Annotated in this window: 16 protein-coding genes and 2 pseudogenes; 1 reads left to right on the plus strand and 17 read right to left on the minus strand. The window is 37.3% G+C overall.

Annotated features, from left to right (window positions below):
• Nucleotides 1-286: 286 nt before the first annotated feature.
• The 12 genes from ytxC to hflK all read right to left on the minus strand — a co-directional run bounded on the left by ytxC (nucleotide 287) and on the right by hflK (nucleotide 11,916).
• Nucleotides 287-1,138 (minus strand): sporulation protein YtxC, encoded by an 852-nt coding sequence (ytxC, locus tag J416_RS07250; protein WP_003467609.1) that lies wholly within the window; start codon nucleotides 1,136-1,138, stop codon nucleotides 287-289.
• A 122-nt stretch (nucleotides 1,139-1,260) separates the two neighbouring features.
• The gene (gene dnaI, locus J416_RS07255; RefSeq protein WP_003467610.1) at nucleotides 1,261-2,193 is read right to left on the minus strand and encodes a primosomal protein DnaI; all 933 of its coding nucleotides are present in this window, start codon (nucleotides 2,191-2,193) and stop codon (nucleotides 1,261-1,263) included.
• 11 nt (nucleotides 2,194-2,204) lie between these two features.
• A complete protein-coding gene (locus J416_RS07260) occupies nucleotides 2,205-3,590 on the minus strand; it encodes a replication initiation and membrane attachment family protein (protein ID WP_003467611.1) in 1,386 nt (461 codons plus the stop codon).
• A gap of 14 nt (nucleotides 3,591-3,604) precedes the next feature.
• Complete coding sequence (nrdR, locus tag J416_RS07265; protein ID WP_003467613.1) at nucleotides 3,605-4,090, minus strand: transcriptional regulator NrdR; 486 nt, start codon at nucleotides 4,088-4,090, stop codon at nucleotides 3,605-3,607.
• A 25-nt stretch (nucleotides 4,091-4,115) separates the two neighbouring features.
• Nucleotides 4,116-4,508, minus strand: a complete 393-nt coding sequence (locus tag J416_RS07270) for a hypothetical protein (protein WP_003467616.1) — start codon at nucleotides 4,506-4,508, stop codon at nucleotides 4,116-4,118.
• A gap of 130 nt (nucleotides 4,509-4,638) precedes the next feature.
• Nucleotides 4,639-5,013: an adenosylmethionine decarboxylase gene (speD, locus tag J416_RS07275; protein WP_003467619.1), complete on the minus strand. Its 375-nt coding sequence runs from the start codon at nucleotides 5,011-5,013 to the stop codon at nucleotides 4,639-4,641.
• 40 nt (nucleotides 5,014-5,053) lie between these two features.
• Nucleotides 5,054-5,650, minus strand: a complete 597-nt coding sequence (gene coaE / locus J416_RS07280; RefSeq protein WP_003467621.1) for a dephospho-CoA kinase — start codon at nucleotides 5,648-5,650, stop codon at nucleotides 5,054-5,056.
• A 31-nt stretch (nucleotides 5,651-5,681) separates the two neighbouring features.
• Nucleotides 5,682-6,275, minus strand: coding sequence for a sporulation membrane protein YtaF (gene ytaF, locus J416_RS07285; protein WP_003467623.1), 594 nt, complete (start codon nucleotides 6,273-6,275; stop codon nucleotides 5,682-5,684).
• A gap of 72 nt (nucleotides 6,276-6,347) precedes the next feature.
• A complete protein-coding gene (mutM, locus tag J416_RS07290) occupies nucleotides 6,348-7,178 on the minus strand; it encodes a DNA-formamidopyrimidine glycosylase (RefSeq protein ID WP_003467668.1) in 831 nt (276 codons plus the stop codon).
• A gap of 18 nt (nucleotides 7,179-7,196) precedes the next feature.
• Nucleotides 7,197-9,836 (minus strand): DNA polymerase I, encoded by a 2,640-nt coding sequence (gene polA, locus J416_RS07295; protein WP_003467670.1) that lies wholly within the window; start codon nucleotides 9,834-9,836, stop codon nucleotides 7,197-7,199.
• A 165-nt stretch (nucleotides 9,837-10,001) separates the two neighbouring features.
• Nucleotides 10,002-10,931: a protease modulator HflC gene (gene hflC / locus J416_RS07300; RefSeq protein ID WP_003467672.1), complete on the minus strand. Its 930-nt coding sequence runs from the start codon at nucleotides 10,929-10,931 to the stop codon at nucleotides 10,002-10,004.
• On the minus strand, nucleotides 10,924-11,916 hold the full coding sequence (gene hflK, locus J416_RS07305; protein ID WP_003467673.1) for an FtsH protease activity modulator HflK: 993 nt from the start codon (nucleotides 11,914-11,916) through the stop codon (nucleotides 10,924-10,926). Before hflK ends, hflC begins: the two co-directional genes overlap by 8 nt.
• A gap of 176 nt (nucleotides 11,917-12,092) precedes the next feature.
• On the opposite strand from hflK, the gene J416_RS07310 reads away from it, so the two are divergent.
• Nucleotides 12,093-12,317 (plus strand): hypothetical protein, encoded by a 225-nt coding sequence (locus J416_RS07310; protein WP_003467675.1) that lies wholly within the window; start codon nucleotides 12,093-12,095, stop codon nucleotides 12,315-12,317.
• Between the two features lie 459 nt (nucleotides 12,318-12,776).
• On the opposite strand, the gene pnpS is transcribed toward J416_RS07310, so the two are convergent.
• The 5 genes and pseudogenes from pnpS to citZ all read right to left on the minus strand — a co-directional run bounded on the left by pnpS (nucleotide 12,777) and on the right by citZ (nucleotide 18,797).
• Nucleotides 12,777-14,156: a two-component system histidine kinase PnpS gene (gene pnpS / locus J416_RS07320; RefSeq protein WP_003467677.1), complete on the minus strand. Its 1,380-nt coding sequence runs from the start codon at nucleotides 14,154-14,156 to the stop codon at nucleotides 12,777-12,779.
• On the minus strand, nucleotides 14,156-14,851 hold the full coding sequence (locus tag J416_RS07325) for a response regulator transcription factor (protein ID WP_003467681.1): 696 nt from the start codon (nucleotides 14,849-14,851) through the stop codon (nucleotides 14,156-14,158). Before J416_RS07325 ends, pnpS begins: the two co-directional genes overlap by 1 nt.
• 541 nt (nucleotides 14,852-15,392) lie before the next feature.
• A pseudogene (gene mdh, locus J416_RS07330) lies at nucleotides 15,393-16,333 on the minus strand (malate dehydrogenase).
• Between the two features lie 18 nt (nucleotides 16,334-16,351).
• On the minus strand, nucleotides 16,352-17,617 hold the full coding sequence (gene icd / locus J416_RS07335; protein WP_003467689.1) for an NADP-dependent isocitrate dehydrogenase: 1,266 nt from the start codon (nucleotides 17,615-17,617) through the stop codon (nucleotides 16,352-16,354).
• Between the two features lie 65 nt (nucleotides 17,618-17,682).
• Nucleotides 17,683-18,797: pseudogene (gene citZ / locus J416_RS07340) on the minus strand (citrate synthase).
• Nucleotides 18,798-19,271: the final 474 nt, after the last annotated feature.

Below are 19,271 nucleotides of genomic sequence, written 5' to 3' on the forward strand. Positions count from 1 at the left end.
GAGCGTTTTACCCGTGGTTCCACCCAGTTTCACACAAATTGTGCTTCTCATTCGTGATCGTTAACGAGATCAATCGCTGCTTACTAGTAACTCTTCTTGCATTCATAAGCAGACTCAGAGGTGGTGATCGTATGTGGTCGTCCAGGAAGCTCTCAGCCTCGACTTCCCTCTCTGCAAGAACTCCGTGCATGCGACCTTGTCCTCTTCTACGCTATAAAAAATATGATTTTACACAATATAAAACAACTGATTACGCAAAACATTATAACGATGATTCGTAAAAAAATCAAGATTGTTTTTGATTTTGTTGGAAAAAAGGAAAATACGCAAAAGGATAAAAAGATAAGTTCTCTTGAAATATATTCATTACCGTATGTGTATGTGGCTCTGACGGATCATCACCATACATATAAATATGATTAGGTGCTAATGCAATGAGTGGCGCTATATTCCATTCATTTTCCTGTAATCCAAAAATAAACAAAGGAAATTGATCGAGTAACTCATTAAGTTTCTCTCGATGATAAAGTACACCATCATCATTGTAAATTTGAAAAATATCTCCTTGCACCACATGAACAACTTCTTCATTCGGATGCTTTCGCAACACAAATTCACGTAACGTATGGACGAAGGATTGGTATTCTTCTTCTCGTTTGAATTCATCAATAGCTAGTCCAACCATGTCAGTAAGCTGTTCTAAATAATGATGCAAGCGAAAATAAATAATCGAATCAAATCGAATCACTGGTGGTTCCACATGTAATAAAAAAATTTCAACTAAGATGTCACGTAATTCGTGTTGATGAATACGATCTTCATAAAAGTATTCATCTTTTTCCAATAAAGATCGAGCAATCGTACTTATTTTTTCGATTTCTGCTTCATTCGTAAAATAATATTTCTTCTGTAAAATCGAACGAATTGTTGTTGTTTCCCTGTGTGTAATATAAAGTTGACTAAATAATTTCGCAATGCTCCGTATGAAATCATCTTCAGCGACTGTTTCAAGTCGTTCAACAAAAACCGTATGCGTCATGCTTCTTTTCCACTGAGGTTTCATCATGTCTGATTCGTGATGCGCTAACTCAAAAAATGTTTTTGCTTCCCTTTTATACTCAAAATGAACTTCTAACAAATCGAATCACCCTCATTACCATCAAACTGGTATATTATATGGGTGATTCAGTCAAAAAATAACCTATACCTTCGAAATTAAACATTTGATTCAGTCATGTGCCCATTACCCCTAACATTTGATCAATCTTCTCGGTAACGATTGACGAGTTCAATAGGTTTACTGACTTGTGTGATTCGTTCAATAATGCGCCCGGCTTTAATCGTCTCTGTATCCCCGCGATTTGTTGTGGACAGATGGGTTTCTAACTGTTCCAAGTTGTAATTGGATGTAAAGAATACGGGTAACTCTTCCATCATACGATATTGTAATATGGCGCCTAAAACTTCATCACGAAACCATGGTGAGATCGATTCAGCACCTATATCATCAAACATTAACACCTCTACTTCTTTAAAGTGTTGCATTTTACTTTGTAGAGAATCATCTTTAATCGATGCCTTCATTTCGCGTACTAATTCTGGCATATAAATGATCGCCGTGGGAACATTACGGTTCTTTAATTCGTTAGCTATGACACCTAATACATAACTTTTCCCCGTACCAAACGGACCATGAATATATAATCCTTTTTGGAAACGATTCTTAGCGTGTCCTTGTACAAATTCAATGATTTCTTTCACGAGTTGTTTTCGTTCATAGCTCGATGCATCCATATCTTGTAATTGTGCTTGTTTGATTTGTTTTGGCATATACAAGCTTTGAATTAAGGATTCCTTTTCTTTCTGCGCTTCATTATGCCGTTTATTTTTACATTTTTCATAGCGAATCGATATATCTTTTCCCTCAACCTCTATATGCGGTGTGAAACCTGGCAGAATATTTTGACAAGCCTCCAAGCATTCACACTTCTCACAATCTTTAGACGCTTGTTGATATTCGTATAATTTCATTAAATGGCGATTAATATCCGTTTCGTCTAGTTCAATGTGGTCGCGTAATATTTTTTTAATCGACGGATCAGCTAAAATTTGCTTACGTATCTCTTGATAGTGATGCTGGAATGTTTGATTTGATTTCATCCAGTTTTTCAAAGCGGATTGAATGGGTTCCATTGGTATCATCCTTACTCATCATTTGCTTGTTGTTGTAAATATTCTTCCAGCATTGCATCTGCTTCCATCGCCTTTTGTTTTCGTTCTTCTTCTGTTTCTTGATGAGACGACTGGTTACTTTCCTTACTATTTTGCTTTTGCTGCTTATACCAATCAGGAACAATATCTTTTTTCGACTTGTAATTGTTTCGATTGGTGGATTGCGTCCACTGCTGGTATTTTTTATTTTCAGATTTTGCTAAAGTCATCGCTTGTCTGACGGTCTTCACATTTTTTCGTGCCCAGTGACTCGCGATTTTTTCCAAATAGCTTCGTGTTAATTTCATATCAGTCTTTAACATGACATAGTGAAGAAGTACATTCATTACACCAGGATTTAGGCCTTGTTTGGTCATGATGTCACTCACCATTTTTAGATCCTGTGTTGAAGCTTGTGTTCCGCCGGCTAGATCCTCTAGCAATTGTTTCGGTGATATATTTTCAAGCATCTCAATAAATTGTTCTTCTTTATTCTTCGGTTGTTTTTGATCATTTTCTTGCTTTGCAGGTAGTTTTTCTCGCTCCCCTGCTGCCTTCAGTGAAAACTGTTTGCCTTTCCCTTCGAAAAGGTCAATACAAGCTTCCTCAAACTCTTGTTTATTTAATTCATTTTCTTCTGTAAGAGACCATAACAACGCTTTTTCTAATTCCTGATTCGTTAAATCATAAACAACAGCAAGCTGATTCAAAAAATGGCGATTCTCTTTCGTTAAAATTTTATATTCAGGTAGCATCCGCTGTTTCAGTAATTGAGTGATCCAATCAAAATCAATGCGTTGTTCCACTTTTATAAATTGGTCATCTGATGACAATACCTGTTCCCCTTGATCTGAAGGTGTCTGTAACTCTTCCTTTACACTAAATATTTCATCAAAACGTGCGGTCGTTTCTTGGTGGTGATCATTTGTCATTACCGGTTGTTGGAAAAGTTTTTTTACCTGTCTATATTTATCGTGACCTAATTGGTGATAAAGCAAGTGGTTTAAGAAGTCATCTTCAAAGAACAATTTACCCGAACGTGGTGGAAGGAGGCGATAATGATACCATGTTTCCTGTTGATCATTTTGTTCAAAGGTTTGCAATAGACCGATCCCTTCCAATTTTCTTCTTGCTCGGTATACTTGATCTAAAGGAATACTTAAATAACTCATTAACGCATGATGGGTTTGTAAACTGGAGGAACTGGATGACAATGTCCATTCTGAAAATAATGTTTGGTATAACATCACCGCTTCTAATCCAATCAGTGGTTGATATAAGTGAGTTAACACACTTGTGTAACTTACTGGTAACTCTTCTTGCAAGTCTACTGTATACGGTTCTGATGGAAGTATTTTACCAATATCACCTAACTCCATAGTGATTACTCCTTCTATTCCTCACGTTGTGACTCCGAATGATCTTTGTCAGACCGGATTAAATCTTTCAGCTCGTCCAAAAACACACTTAAATCTTTAAATTGTCGATATACCGAAGCAAAGCGAACGTATGCTACTTCATCTACATCAACTAGACGATCCATAACCATTTCGCCAATTTCATCACTCGTAACTTCAGATGTACCTCTGTTTCTTAGTTCACGTTCTATTTCTAATGCGATATTTTCAATTTGCTCGAGGGCAACAGGGCGCTTTTCACAAGCGCGAATTAACCCACGCATTAATTTATCTCTACTATATTCTTCTCTTGTGCCTTCTTTTTTCACAACAATTAATGGTACTTCTTCAATTCGTTCAAATGTTGTGAAACGAAAATGGCAATCTTCACATTCTCGCCGTCGACGAATCGAACGTCCATCTTCAACGGGTCGAGAATCGAGTACTTTTGTCGTTTTATATTGACAATGTGGACACCGCAATGTATATCAGTCCTTCATTTATTGATTATTCGGCAGATGTTCCAATGAAATCGAGTTCCTTCTTTATTGTATCATATAATTTTGGAATTAACTTATGACTATAGCCCAAATCAAATGGTATAGCTGATTCTGTAGTCGCAGAAATATCAATTGCGGTACGATAAGGCCTTACCATGATAATAGTCATGATAACAAATACTTTTCGTCCCGCTTTATAATTAAAACTAATCTCTCCATGCTCTTTTGATACCGCTATAATTTGAGCTTCTTTCATGTTACGAAACGTTGCTTCTAATTGTTGCATCGCTTTATCTTTCGTTGTTTTAAAATAATGCGTTTGCAATGCTGGATCCGAGTGTTTATCTCTCGTTTCGGAATGATTATTAAAATGCTTATTAATCGTTGATCGTAATGACATTTCTCGCACACCCCACATCATAGTATTTGTGTTTCTACTATTCTAACATGTTTCCCCTAAGAAAACGATATATATGAAGAATCCCATCAGTCAACGGATCCCTAACCAAAATTAGACTTGCACATGATGTCTACATTGTTGGTTTAAAAGTGTGTACTGGTCCCATACCACGGGGAATCTCTAATGTTTCACATGCATTTGATTCCAATTGTGTTTGAATGGTTTCAATAGCAACCAGTGGATTCACCTTATCACCACACGTATAAACATCGATGCTTGCATAACCATGTTCCGGAAAGGTATGTATCGTGAGGTGTGACTCTGAGATGACAACAACACCACTTACTCCTTGTGGTGCAAAAGGGTGAAACACGACTTCCCGAACATCTGCACCAGCTGTTACAGCTGCTTGTACCATCATTGTTTTGATTGAATCAAGGTCATCTAACAATTGACGATTGCAATACCATAACTCAGCAATCATTTGGCGACCAAATGTATTCATCTTAAAACTCCTTTTCATTCCATTCAACTATCCGTACCATTTAAATCGTCACTCCCCATTGGCGAAGGATTTCGACTAATTGCTTTTCTGTTTCGCCAATGGTTCCACTGTTATCCACAACAGCATCTGCTCGTTCTTTTTTCTTTTCTTGATCCATTTGTGCATTCATCCGTTTTTCTGCCTCTTCTTTAGTGAATTGATTACGCGCCATCAATCGCTGTAATTGTATCGATCGTTCCGTATAAACAACCAGTGTCCGATCGACCATATAAGTTAACTGGTTTTCAAATAATAAGGGAATATCAAGGACAATGGCTCGATGTCCTTGATCAAGTAATTGTTGTTTTTGTTCCTGCATTTTTTTTCTTATTGCAGGATGTGTAATTTGATTTAATGTTTGTCTCGCTTGATCATTACCAAATACAATGCGTCCTAGCTTTTTTCGATCAATCCAGCCATCCTGTTTTACAATGTCTTCACCAAATGCATCAATGATCGGTTGATATGCCAATTCTTGCGGTTCAACAATTTGATGAGCGATTTTATCGGCATCAATCACTGGAATATGCCACTTTTGACACATTTCACTAACCGTGCTTTTACCACTAGCAATATTACCTGTTAATCCAATGATCATCTAACTTCCCTCCTTCGCGATCTAACGAATCTTACACAATGATGATTTTCCAAACGCCAATTAACATTAATAAACATCCTGGTAATAGAGACATTCGCTGAACCCCTTTGATATATGCACATGACTTACCTAATGATACACCGATAATGAGAAAGCAACCGGTTATCAAACATACAAAAAAAGAAGTAAACAAAATGGGAGACGCGATAAATGATAAACTAATACCAGCGCCAATAGAGTCAAGAGAAAGAGCAATCCCAATCCAAACGGCCTCCATGCCATTAATTTCACCTGATTGATCAAAGTCAGCACTCACAGGCTTTTTCATGATATTTATCAGTGTGGACAAGCGATGATTCGATGGCTTGTTTTGCTTTATCAAGCAGGAAACTACTAATAGAAAACCGATAATTAGTAATAATAGACCACTGATTCGTTCCAAATATTCAAGTGGAATTACCATTGAAATCATACTACCGCTTACCATAGCTAAGCCAAAGACCGCACCCACCGTGACCGCAATCTTCATCACTTCTTTCCAAGGTAACTGCACATTTCTTAACCCATACGTGAACGCAACAAACAAACTATCCAAGCTAATCGCTACCGCAACAAACCAGAGCATGTGATTGGGCTCCTTTATTCATTTTTACGGTAGTATATGGATCATTTTGCTAACATGTGCGTATCCGCCGTACTAGATTTGAATTTGACACGTCGGGCAATAATGCGTCCCTCTTCCATTCACTTTTATTTTCTCAATAGCAGAGCGACAATTGGAACACGGTTTCCCATCTTGCCCATATACCTGTAACTGTTGTTGGAACATCCCCATTTGTCCTTGTGAATTCACATATGAACGAATTGTCGTTCCACCTTGTGTCACAGCGTCTTGTAGCGTGGTAATTGCTGCTTTTAATACATCATCCACTTGCTTTGTTGATAGGTCACATCCTTTTGTTAACGGATGGACATGTGCTAAAAACAATGTTTCGTCTACATAAATATTGCCTAGACCTGACATTACGGTCTGGTCCAACAAAATATTTTTGATTGCACGTTTTGATTTTTGTATTTTTTCTACAACAGGATCTGGCTCAAATGCAGCCTCTAAAGGGTCTTTTGCTAGTTGGCTTAATGGCTTATTGACTTCTTCTGTCCCTTTTGCATAGACATGCATCGTTCCGAATTTACGGACATCGTTATAGCGAAGGTCGGTATGATCATCAAACTCAAAAATCACATGTGTATGCGGTGTTATCGGCTCATCGCGTTCAAAAACACCATATTTTCCTTCCATTCGTAAGTGTGAGACCAAAACGACATCGGTTAAATCAAAGAGCAAAACTTTCCCTCTGCGACGCATTTGCTGGATGGTTTGATGTTTGAGCAGTGTTTGAAATTCGCTTATATCATCAGGATGTTGCACGATTTTCGGCCAATGCACATGAACATTGGTGATGGTTTTTCCTTGAATCAAGTGTTGTAACGTCTGTTTGATTGTTTCGACTTCTGGCAGTTCTGGCATTTTTCGTTCCCCTCTTTTCTATTTCGCATCATACCATGTCTCACCATAAGATACATCAACCGTCAAGGGAACACGCAAATCGACAGCATTTGTCATGACTTCTACAACCATTTGTTGTAAAGTGTCCAATTCTTTTTCTGGTACTTCTAAGATCAATTCGTCATGCACTTGCATCAACATACGTGCTTGTAGTTTTTCATTCTTCAATCTTTGGTCCAACTCAATCATGGCGAGTTTTATAATATCAGCTGCACTTCCTTGGATTGGAGTATTCATGGCCGTTCGTTCGGCAAAGCTACGCATATTAAAATTACGACTCGTAATATCAGGCAAATAACGACGTCGTTTCATAATCGTTGTCACATACCCTTCATGTTTTGCCTGCTGTACAATGTCATCCATGTATTCTTTTACACCTGGATAACTTTGGAGGTAACGATCGATAAATGTTTTGGCTTCTTTACGCGGAATACCTAAATTTTGTGACAACCCATAATCGCTGATTCCATAGACAATACCGAAATTGACTGCTTTTGCTTGACGACGCATGTTGCTAGTGACTTCATCTTCTGTTACATGAAATACATCCATGGCGGTTTGGGTATGAATATCTTTATCATTTTGAAATGCGGTTTTTAACTTCTCATCATCAGCAATATGTGCTAATACTCGCAATTCGATTTGAGAGTAATCAGCAGCAAGCATCTTCCACCCTTTTTCAGAAGGGATAAAGGCTTGGCGAATCTTTCGGCCTTCTTCAATCCGAATCGGAATATTTTGCAAGTTTGGATCGATTGAACTTAAGCGTCCTGTTTGCGTCAACGCCTGATTAAAACGGGTATGAATTTTACTGGTATCTTCATGTACGACACGTAATAATCCATCAATGTAAGTTGAATCTAATTTTTTCAATTGGCGATAAAGTAGTAATTTTTCAATAATTGGGTGTTTACCTTGTAATTGTTCCAACACATCGGCTGAAGTAGAATAGCCCGTTTTCGTCTTTTTAATAACAGGTAATTCTAACTTTTCAAATAGAATGGGCCCTAATTGCTTCGGAGAATTGACATTAAATGTTTCACCTGCATCCTGATGTATTTCCTCTTCTAAGGCTTGTAGGCGGTCTTTTAACTCATCACCCATTTCCGTTAACCGTTGCTGATCCAAACGCACGCCTGTTGCTTCCATTTCGCCTAATACGATCGCAAGTGGTAGTTCTAAATCACGTAACAAATCAAGTTGTTGGTTTTGCTTTAGCTCTTGTTCAATTCGATCGACTAACTGAAAAATCATCGTCGTTTTTCGTACGATATGTTCCTGCCATACTTGTTCTTCCTCAGGTAATCCTTTCTTTGCTCCTTTACCATACACCTCTTCATCATATCTTACTTGGTGCTCACCGAAACGATGACTGATCGAAGGGATATCATGATTGTTTTCTGATGGATTAATTAAATAAGAAGCCAGCAACAAATCAAATGCGATCCCTTGCATTTTGATTCCAAAACGATGAAGTAACACTGTGACCTTCTTCGCATCAAACACATACTTTTTCATCGAAGCATCTTCTGCCCATTTTTGAAAGGGGCGAGAACCTTCAATCACTGACACTGGAGCAAAGTATTTGCCTTTTTTATTAATAATCGATAAACCTACAACGGATTCCGTATGATAATTCTCATCTAATATTTCTAATTCAATCGCTTCTTCACCTGTAAACATATTGTCTGTTATTTCGTCTACAACTTGATAGGAGATCTCCGTTAACGTATTGGCTTCGCTTTCTTCATCTGTATCAATATCAATACGTCCTAATAATGACTGAAAACCTAATTCACGAAAAATTGTTGCTACTTCTTGTGTTATTTCACCCGAATAGCTAGCATCATCGATTGAGACTTCAATCGGTGAGGATTGATTAATGGTAACTAATTCTTTACTCATAAAGGCGTCTTCTTTATGAGTTTCTAATTTTTCTTTTAATTTCTTACCAGATACTTCATCAAGATGGTCATATAAACGATCAACTGTTTGATGTTGCTTTAATAATTTGATCGCCGTTTTTTGGCCGACACCAGGAATTCCAGGAATATTGTCTGATTGGTCACCCATCAAAGCTTTCAAATCAATCACTTGATCTGGTTGAATCTCTAGCTCTTCTTCTAAAACTGACGGCGTATAATTTTTGACGTCCGTAATCCCTTTTTTCGTGACTCGAACATCAACTTGCTCATCGACAAGCTGAAGTAGATCTTTATCACCGGAAATGACTTTGACTTGCCATCCTTTTTGTTTTGCCTGGTTCGAAAGAGTTCCAATAATGTCATCCGCCTCATAATTTTCCAATTGATAATGCTTGATCTGGAACGCATCCAACAACTCCTTTAACACAGGAAACTGCTCACTTAACTCTGACGGCGTTTTCTCACGTCCACCTTTATACGCTTGATAGGTTTCATGACGGAAGGTAGTTTTTCCTGCATCAAAAGCCACTAACAAATGTGTCGGTTGTTCCTCTTCTAAAATTCGTAGCAACATTTGCGTAAATCCATAGACGGCATTTGTATAAACGCCTTTGTCATTATTTAATAATGGCAACGCAAAAAAGGCACGGTAAGCAATGCTGTTTCCATCCATTAAAATTAATTTGTTCGTCATATTCACTTCTCCTTTATTTCCCAGGTAATAACCGTAAATCACTATGTACTGTTTCCTATTCTATCACGTTTTGACTCGAATATAAAAAGGCACCATTTCGTTAGAATTGAAATGATGCCTATGATTAAGAAAAGTCTTCACCATAAGTTTAACGAGTCCTTACTATTATTGGGTATACCCTAATAAAAGATCGGCGTATGGAGAACCTTGTGGAATGACAATTGTTGTTTCATCGTCAATGGTCTTTTTATAAGATTCTAACGTTCGGTAAAGTTGGTAGAATTCTTGATCACGTTGAAATGACTCATTATAAATAGTCGCTGCTTCCTTTTCACCTTCTGCACGAATTTCAGCTGCTTCTGCATTTGCCTTTGAAATCATTTCCTGAACTTCTCGATCAGCTTGTGCCACAATTCGAGATTTTTCCGCTTCACCTTGGGATAAATACTCTTGCGCCTTCGTTTCACGTTCTGAAATCATGCGATTGAAAACAGCTTGCTCGTTTTCATCAGGTAAATCTGTTCGCTTAATCCGAACATCATCAACTTGAATGCCATACTGATCTCTTTCTAATAATGTATTCACACGCTCTGTTACGCGCTGATTTAGATCGCCTCGTGTATTTCCTTCATCGTTGATAATTTCTTCATACTCCATTGAGCCTAATTCGGAACGAATGACTGAAAATATAAATTCACCCATTCGAGATTCAGCACCGATCTGCGTACGTGCATTAGCAATCATGTCTTCCGGTGCAGTAATTTCCCATACAGCATAATTATCAATAATCATACGCTTTTTATCTAATGTATTGATTTCTCTCTCAGAAATATCATACACCATTTTCTTATTTGGAAGTGTTGTTACAGAATGTAGTAAAGGAATTCGAAATGTCAAACCAGGTTGATCCTCTATTCGTATCACTTCACCAAATTGCCGAACAACTTTATATTCACCTTCTTTTACAATAAACATACTACTGAATAATAAAACAATGAACACCGTAATGAGAAGTAAACTAATACCAACTTTGATGATTTTTCGAATTTGTTTTGGTGAAAGTTTTTTCATTTCAAAGGTTTGTTGATCACTCATCTGTCTCTTCCTCCTCGTCTTCATTGCTTTGTGTACTTTCTTCGGAGGATTCCGTTTGCGGTGGTGTCGTTGCAGTCGTTGTTTGTTGTTGTAACGGTAAATATTTCAAGGTTTCTCCATCGTCATTCATAATAAAAATATTTGCATCCGGTAACACTTCATCAAGTGTTTCTAATACCAGTCGTTGTCTGGTCACATCTTCAGCATTCTGATAAGATTCATATAAAGCATTAAATGACGCCACATCGCCTCGTGCTTCTTCAATGCGTTCGACTTTGTCCCCTTCAGCGCGTGATATAATCGCATCCTTTTCCCCTTGTGCTTCTTCGATTTGTTGGTTACGATATTTTTTCGCTTCATTTTGTTTCGTATTCATCGTCTCTCTAGCATCAGTTACTTTCATGAAAGCCTCTCGAACTTCTTCATTGGGTAAATCGACTTCTTGTAATTTTACATCTAGAATGGAAATGCCAACATCATAATCTTCCATAAGTGATATGAGTAAGTCTAACACTTGATTTTCTATTTCCGCTTTCCCGTCAGTCAGCGCTTCATCAATGGTAGAAGAGCCTATAATACTTCTTAGTGATGATGATGTAGCATTGTATAACACTTGTTGTGGATCTTCAGCATAATATAAGTATTTTTCCGGTTCGATGATTTTCCATTGTACGACAAGATCGGCTTGCAAAATATTCTCATCACCGGTAATCATCCGAACGACATCAGCATCTTCCTGTTGTTCTTGATCGTAACCAAAGTTCAAACTAAACGTCTCTTTCGAAAGTGTTTCCACTTCTTGAATCGGCCATGGAAGCTTGAAGTGTAAACCTGGTTCGGTCACACTTTCATCTACGTTTCCAAAAGTCGCCACAACCGCTTGTTCCGATTCGTCTACGGTATACCAACTTGTTAGTCCAATAAAACCGAGAACTAGAATGCCGAAAACCATCGCTCCCCAGCGGTAGATTTGTTTTACCGTCATGAACTTGTTTCCCCCTTTGACCATCTCACTATAGTTACGAAGAAATTAAGCAAAAAGTTTCATATATTTAGAAATCTTTAGAACTATAAAAACCTATGGTACACTTAGATTAAAATGACTGCGTTGTATATATAAGGAAAATAAAACGAGTATATATGCGAAAGAGAGGGATAAGTTTGACTAAAAAAATTGTTTTCGGCGCACTCATGTTCCTCTTAATGAGTGCTTGCACATCTAATGAAATAGCATTGGATACTGGAAAATTATCGGTAGAGAAAAATGATATACATACAATTTATGCACCAGTTGAAAGGAAAATTGCAGAAGAAGCAATAACTTTCGACATGGAGTATCCATCTTATGTTCCATTTGATCATGAACACACAAAAATGGAAAAATAACGGGTTGGAAAAAAAGCAAAGAAAGAATCGCCATATCCATTAGGTATCCTTCGGTTGAGGAAGATGCAAATTGGAAAGAAGATTCAATCACACAGCCGACCATTCCATTCGTGAGTTATACAGTCGCAAATTTTGATAGATATTATAGTACATATTCTGATAGCAATGATTTTAATAAAATCCAAATGACAGATGGCCTATCGGGGGTTATTAAATATCACGAGGACGTGCGCGCTGCAGAATTACATTGGTTTCATGAAAAAAAGGAATATAATGTAGTGCTTTGGAATTTCAGCGAAGATAAAGAAGAATTACGAAGCGAACTCGTAAACATCGCAAATTCAATATAACCAAACACTTGAAAAAACAATAAAACAGCTATTTCGTGTAAGGGAACAAGGAAATATATTGTTCCCTTACTGAGATCATAGTGGCTGAATAATGCCTTTTTATCTGCGGTCACAGTTTTTTCGGTATATAAATGATAAAAGTCGATCCTTCATTTAATGTACTTTCTACATGGATTCTTCCATTATGTGCTTCAACAATATGCTTTACAATGGCCAACCCGAGTCCTGTACCACCTGTATGACGACTCCTCGCACGATCCACACGATAAAAACGTTCAAAAATACGCTGTACAGCTTCTTCAGGTATTCCAATTCCCGTATCTCTAACAGAAATGACAATATCATTTGCTTCATCACGAATGGATAATGACACTTCACCATTTTCTTTGGTATAACTCATCGCATTATTCATTAAATTGAGTAGCACTTGTTGCATATGGTCTGGATCACCATAAAAACTGATCCCAGATTCAATTGACGATTCAAAATGAATTGATTTTTGTTCTGCTTGTTGCTCAGCAATTGTAATAATTCCAGATATCCAATCATCAACATCAATACGCTTTTGAGAGAGTTTCATTTCTTCTTTTTCCAGTTTTGATAACTCTAATAAATCATGTATTAGTGCTTGTAACCTTGTACTTTCTTTCAAGATGATATTCACGAATTGTTGTGCAACTGCTTTATCCTCAAAATCATCTTCTAAGATTGTTTCAGCAAAGCCACGAATGGAAGTGATGGGTGTCTTTAATTCATGTGATACATTTGCAACAAAATCTTTTCTCATTTCTTCCACGCGCTTTAATTCTGTAATATCATGAAAAACGAGTACAACCCCATTCTGTTCATTTTTTTCAGTTAAAACGGGCGCACCAACAATTTCGATATAATGAGCATCCCCATCAATAGCTATTTTTACTGAGTTAGTGATTTTTTCTTCATAAAGAAATGTTTCTTGAACCACTTGATGAATATTCGTTTGTGGAAGCACATCATAATATAAATGTCCGATGTACGTGCCATTTTGGTCACCAAATAAATGTTTAAATTTACGATTAATTAAATGGACATAACCACGTTCATCGATTAACATCAAGCCACTTTCCATATTATCAATAACAGTTTTCCACTGACTGCCTTGCATTTTTTCTTGAATAGCCATTTCTTGCAAGTTTTTAGCCAGTAAATTTATGGCTTGACTGAGTTGTTGCGCTTCTCCAGATGGCTGGATATATGTTCTCGCATGATATTTCCCATTTGCTAGTTGTTTGGTAACTTCAATAGACGAACGCATAGGTTTCACATAGTTTTCGTACAAATGATAAATTAATATGATGATGACAATAAATGCGATAATGAGTGTAGCCAACACAATTAATCGATTATCACCTTGTGTATATTGAATCATGACCATTGTAACAAATCCGAACACAGCTATAATAAATAATAAATATCTGAGAAATAGGTTTGGATAATTGTTATTCCGCATTAAAACGGCTCCTCCATTTTATAGCCTAATCCCCTAATTGTTTTAATGTAAACAGGGTGCTTCGTTTCAGGCTCTATTTTCTCTCTCAAATGACTAACATGAACATCGACGATTCGAGTGTCTCCAACAAAATCATAATTCCATACCGCACTTAATAATTGATCACGTGAAAGTACTTTTCCTTTATGTTTGGCGAGATAATGTAAAAGTTCAAATTCCTTTCTCGTAAAAGTTAAACCCTCGCCTTTTATGGTTGCCTCGTATTGTTGTGGATAAACAATTAAATCAGCTATTTTTATGTAAGTTGAAGGATTGGACGTATCGCGCTGTTTCGTCCGACGTAAAATAGCTTTTGTTCTAGCGACAACTTCTTTTGGACTGAATGGTTTAGTTAAATAATCATCAGCTCCAAGTTCTAGTCCTAAAACTTTATCAAATTCATCGTCTTTGGCTGTTAACATCAAAATGGGTGTATCAATTTGTTTTTGTCTTAACGACTTACACACTTCTGTCCCTTCCATTCCAGGAAGCATTAAATCTAATACAATGAAATCAAAAGGTTCAGTTGTTGCTTTTTCTAGAGCATCTAAACCATCATAAGCCACATCTGTCTCGTAACCAGCTCTTTCTAAATTATATTGTACTAACGTTACGATTGATTCTTCATCATCAACGATTAATACTTTCTCTTCCATTCTAACACCCCATCTATAATATCTATATTACTTTCATAATACATGTACGATCATCTAATGTGAATAGATTCTATGCATAAATAAATCAAAATATTGTAAAAATTACTTTACAAAGTTAACAATGAATTAAATTTTTTAAAAGAGTTATCATTCGAATCTCTAATAAGCTACAACGTACCAGAAAATAAACGGGGGAACTATGAGTTTTTCCAGTAATTAGCATGATATCTTGTGTATCGTGCAAACAGCTTCAGCCAAATCAACTATTTGCACGATAAATAAATATTCAATGCCAACAGACGTTTTTTAGCTTCTGATTTGACTCATAAATTCATATTCGATGCAAACAACTACTTTCGATTCCACTGTTTGAAGCATATATTGATTTTTCATGCAAACAGCTACTTCTGGTTTTTCTGTTTGACGTAAATATTTCTACAAAATCTTTAGTGATTCGAAAGCAACATCTCAAGCAGAACCTCAGCTGAATACGTGGCCAATCGAATAATAAAAAAGATTCCCCATGATGGAGAATCTTCTTCTACTCGTCTAAAATTTTCATTACATGTTTTACTGATTGAACGGATTGATCCAATTGTGCTTTTTCATCCGCCGTTAATTGGAGTTCAATCACTTCTTCTAATCCATTGCCACCAAGAATGGTTGGAACTCCTAGATAAAGATCATGATAGCCATATTCACCTTCCAAATAAGCAATGGCAGGGAGAATGCGGCGTTGATCTTTCAAAATGGCTTCCGTCATCTGGATTAAGGAAGCGGCAGGTGCATAATACGCACTTCCATCTCCTAATAAACTGACAATTTCACCGCCACCTTGTCGAGTCCGTTCGACAATCTCATCGAGTCGATCTTTCGGTAGTAGCGTTTCTAATGGAATACCGCCTGCATATGAATATCGAATGAGCGGAACCATATCGTCACCATGACCACCAAGTACAAAACCAGTAATATCTTTGACAGATACATTTAACTCATGTGCGACAAACGTACGGAAACGAGATGTATCCAACACGCCTGATTGCCCAATTACGCGATGTTTTGGAAAACCAGATGCTTGGAAAACTGCATACGTCATCGCATCTACTGGATTGGTTAATACAATAATGGTGCAATCCGGTGAATATTTCACGATATCTCTCGTAATTGTATTCATAATACCAGCGTTCGTACTCACTAAGTCATCACGCTCATGCCTGGCTTCCTAGCGATACCAGCTGTAATAATAACTACATCTGAGCCTTCAATGTCCTCATAATTTGATGTACCAATGATATGAGCATCAAATCCTTGAACTGGACTCGCTTCTAACATGTCTAATGCTTTTCCTTTCGTCGAGTCTTCCATATCGGGTAGATCGACTAAAACGACATCTGCAAGTTCATTCTGTGCAATCATGAATGCAGCCGTTGCTCCTGTAAACCCAGCACCGATTACCGAAACTTTTCGACGGTGAATTGTCATAAAAGAAGGATCATCTCCTTAATCCATATTTTTAATTAATTCATCAGCAAATTCAGAAGTTTTTACTTCTGTCGCACCATCCATTAAACGCGCGAAATCATACGTAACTACTTTTGAACCAATCGTTTTATCCATCGAGTTTAAAATGAGATTGGCTGCTTCTCTCCAACCTAAGTGTTCTAACATGAGCACACCAGATAAGATAACAGAAGAAGGATTAACTTTATCCATTCCTGCATATTTCGGTGCAGTACCATGTGTCGCTTCAAAGATAGCATGGCCTGATTCATAATTAATGTTTGCTCCAGGTGCAATGCCAATACCACCAACTTGTGCAGCGAGTGCATCTGATACATAGTCACCATTTAAATTCATCGTAGCCACAACATCAAACTCTTTCGGACGAGTTAGGATTTGTTGTAAAAAGATATCTGCTATGGCATCTTTTACAATAATTTTACCTGCTTTTTCTGCCTCATCTTGTGCTTTATTGGCAGCATCTTTTCCATCTTTTTCTACGATACGCTCCCATTCAGCCCAAGTAAATACTTTATTACCATATTCTTTTTCAGCTAATTCATAACCCCAATTTTTAAAGGAACCTTCGGTGAACTTCATAATATTTCCTTTATGTACAAGGGTTACACTTTTACGACCTTCTTTTATGGCATAATCAATTGCAGAACGCACTAAACGTTTCGTTCCTTCTTCTGAAACAGGCTTTACTCCAAGTCCTGAAGTTTCAGGGAAACGAATATTAGTAACACCCATTTCATTTTGAAGAAAATCAATCACTTTCTTCACTTCATCAGATCCTTCTTGCCATTCAATACCAGCATAAATGTCCTCAGTGTTCTCACGGAAAATGACCATATCTGTATCTTGTGGGCGTTTTACTGGTGATGGGACTCCATCAAACCAACGTACAGGACGCACACAAGCGAATAAATCTAATTTTTGGCGTAGAGCTACGTTTAATGAACGTATACCACCGCCAATCGGTGTCGTAAGTGGTCCTTTAATCGCAATTTTGTTGTCACGAATAACTTCTAATGTTTCTTCTGGCAACCATTCACCAGTTTTGTCATATGCTTTTTGGCCAGCAAGCACTTCTTTCCATTCTATGCCTTTTTCACCGTTATATGCTTTTTCTACTGCTCCTTCAAATACACGTTTCGCAGCTGCCCAAATATCTGGCCCAGTTCCATCCCCTTCGATAAATGGAATAATTGGTTTATCAGGTGTTTGAACAACACCATTTTCTACTGTAATCTTTTCACCCATTACTTCATTCCTCCTGTTCAAATGATTTATCTAAATATGCAAACATTTTCATTAATTGAAAATGATTAGCGCTTTTCTACGTCAGTATAGCGTTGATTTGTCGGCCCCACATATTCTGCACGTGGTCGAATCAAGCGATTATGTTCATACTGTTCTAAAATATGTGCAATCCAACCTGAAAAACGACTCATTGCAAAAATTGGTGTGTATAAATCATGTGGAATCCCTAAACTATGGTACACGGAAGCTGAATAGAAATCAACATTCGCTGGTAAGCCTTTTTCTGCTTTCATAAATTCTTCAATTTCCACTGACATTTTATACCATTTTTCCATTCCGTTACGCGCCGTTAATTCCTTCGACATTTTTTTCAAATGCTTGGCTCTTGGATCACCATTGCGATAAACACGGTGCCCATGCCCATTATCTTTTCTTTATTTTTTATTTTTTCCTTGATATATGGAATCGCATTATCGACTTCACCGATTTCTGTGAGCATTTTCATCACACGCTCATTTGCACCACCATGAAGTGGTCCTTTTAATGCACTAATTGCTGCTGTGATCCCGGAATAAATATCAGATAATGTTGCCACACAAACACGAGAGGTAAAAGTGGAAGCATTTAATTCGTGATCGGCATGTAATACAAGCGCTTTATTGATCGCTTCTTCTTCTAGCGGACTCGGATCTTCACCCTTTAACATTCGTAAAAAGTTTGCTGCATAGCTTAATCCTTGTTTCGGTGCGATCGGATCTTTCCCATCACGCACACGTGAAAACGCCGTCACAACTGAAGCTACTTTTGCTTGTAAACGGATGGATTTGCGTCGGTTTGCTTCTTCAGACATATCATCAGATTCTTCATCAACTAAGCCTAACATCGAAATAGCTGTTCTAAGAGCAGCCATTGGATGCACATTATGTATATCGTAGCTCTTAAAATGATCAATCACCGACTGTGGTAATTCCATGTTGTCTGTTAACTCTTGCTTCAATGAATCAAGTTCTTGTTGGTTTGGTAGTCGTTTGTTCCATAATAAGAAAATCACTTCTTCGAAACTTGCATTTTCTGCTAAATCATCGATCGTGTAACCAACATATGTGAGTTGGTCATCAATGATAGAACTAATCGAAGTTTCTGCGGCAATTACCCCTTCTAACCCTTTCGTTGCTGACATAACATTCCTCTCCTTTTCTTATCCTTGATTCGCTTGTTCACTTCCAAACTAGTCTTTTTCACAAAAGCAAGCGCCTTTTGAACATCCCCACGCCTATTATAAACAAACATCATCAGTTAGTAAATGAAAACGATTAATTTTAAACATATAACGAGTGGACAAGTCATACATTTTTAGTAAATCATTTTACCCTTAGTCTATCACAACAAACCGGCATATCACAAAGATTCATACTTTCATCCATGTGAATGAAAGGAGATACATTTTGGTCAACAAACAAAACGTTTATCGTAGTATCCTTGTCATTGCTAGTGTTAGTGGAATTTTTTGCTTCATTTATATTCTTTTCACCTATTTGTTCCCTTTTGTACTTGCATGTATCTTTACTTTGATATTATTACCGATCATCAGGTTCATTGAGAAACATACAAAAATGAATCATGCATTCACTTGTTTTCTCGTGATCATAGCTGC

Origin of the sequence: Gracilibacillus halophilus YIM-C55.5 (genome assembly GCF_000359605.1) — a bacterium.
In the GTDB taxonomy this organism is placed as follows: domain Bacteria; phylum Bacillota; class Bacilli; order Bacillales; family Amphibacillaceae; genus Gracilibacillus; species Gracilibacillus halophilus.

Coding starts and splice junctions, on each gene's coding strand:
- dnaI (WP_003467610.1), bottom strand. CDS start 2,193: ATGGAACCCATTCAATCCGCTTTGAAAAACTGGATGAAATCAAATCAA.
- J416_RS07260 (WP_003467611.1), bottom strand. CDS start 3,590: ATGGAGTTAGGTGATATTGGTAAAATACTTCCATCAGAACCGTATACA.
- J416_RS07270 (WP_003467616.1), bottom strand. CDS start 4,508: ATGTCATTACGATCAACGATTAATAAGCATTTTAATAATCATTCCGAA.
- speD (WP_003467619.1), bottom strand. CDS start 5,013: ATGAATACATTTGGTCGCCAAATGATTGCTGAGTTATGGTATTGCAAT.
- coaE (WP_003467621.1), bottom strand. CDS start 5,650: ATGATCATTGGATTAACAGGTAATATTGCTAGTGGTAAAAGCACGGTT.
- ytaF (WP_003467623.1), bottom strand. CDS start 6,275: ATGCTCTGGTTTGTTGCGGTAGCGATTAGCTTGGATAGTTTGTTTGTT.
- mutM (WP_003467668.1), bottom strand. CDS start 7,178: ATGCCAGAACTGCCAGAAGTCGAAACAATCAAACAGACGTTACAACAC.
- polA (WP_003467670.1), bottom strand. CDS start 9,836: ATGACGAACAAATTAATTTTAATGGATGGAAACAGCATTGCTTACCGT.
- hflC (WP_003467672.1), bottom strand. CDS start 10,931: ATGAGTGATCAACAAACCTTTGAAATGAAAAAACTTTCACCAAAACAA.
- hflK (WP_003467673.1), bottom strand. CDS start 11,916: ATGACGGTAAAACAAATCTACCGCTGGGGAGCGATGGTTTTCGGCATT.
- pnpS (WP_003467677.1), bottom strand. CDS start 14,156: ATGCGGAATAACAATTATCCAAACCTATTTCTCAGATATTTATTATTT.
- J416_RS07325 (WP_003467681.1), bottom strand. CDS start 14,851: ATGGAAGAGAAAGTATTAATCGTTGATGATGAAGAATCAATCGTAACG.
- icd (WP_003467689.1), bottom strand. CDS start 17,617: ATGGGTGAAAAGATTACAGTAGAAAATGGTGTTGTTCAAACACCTGAT.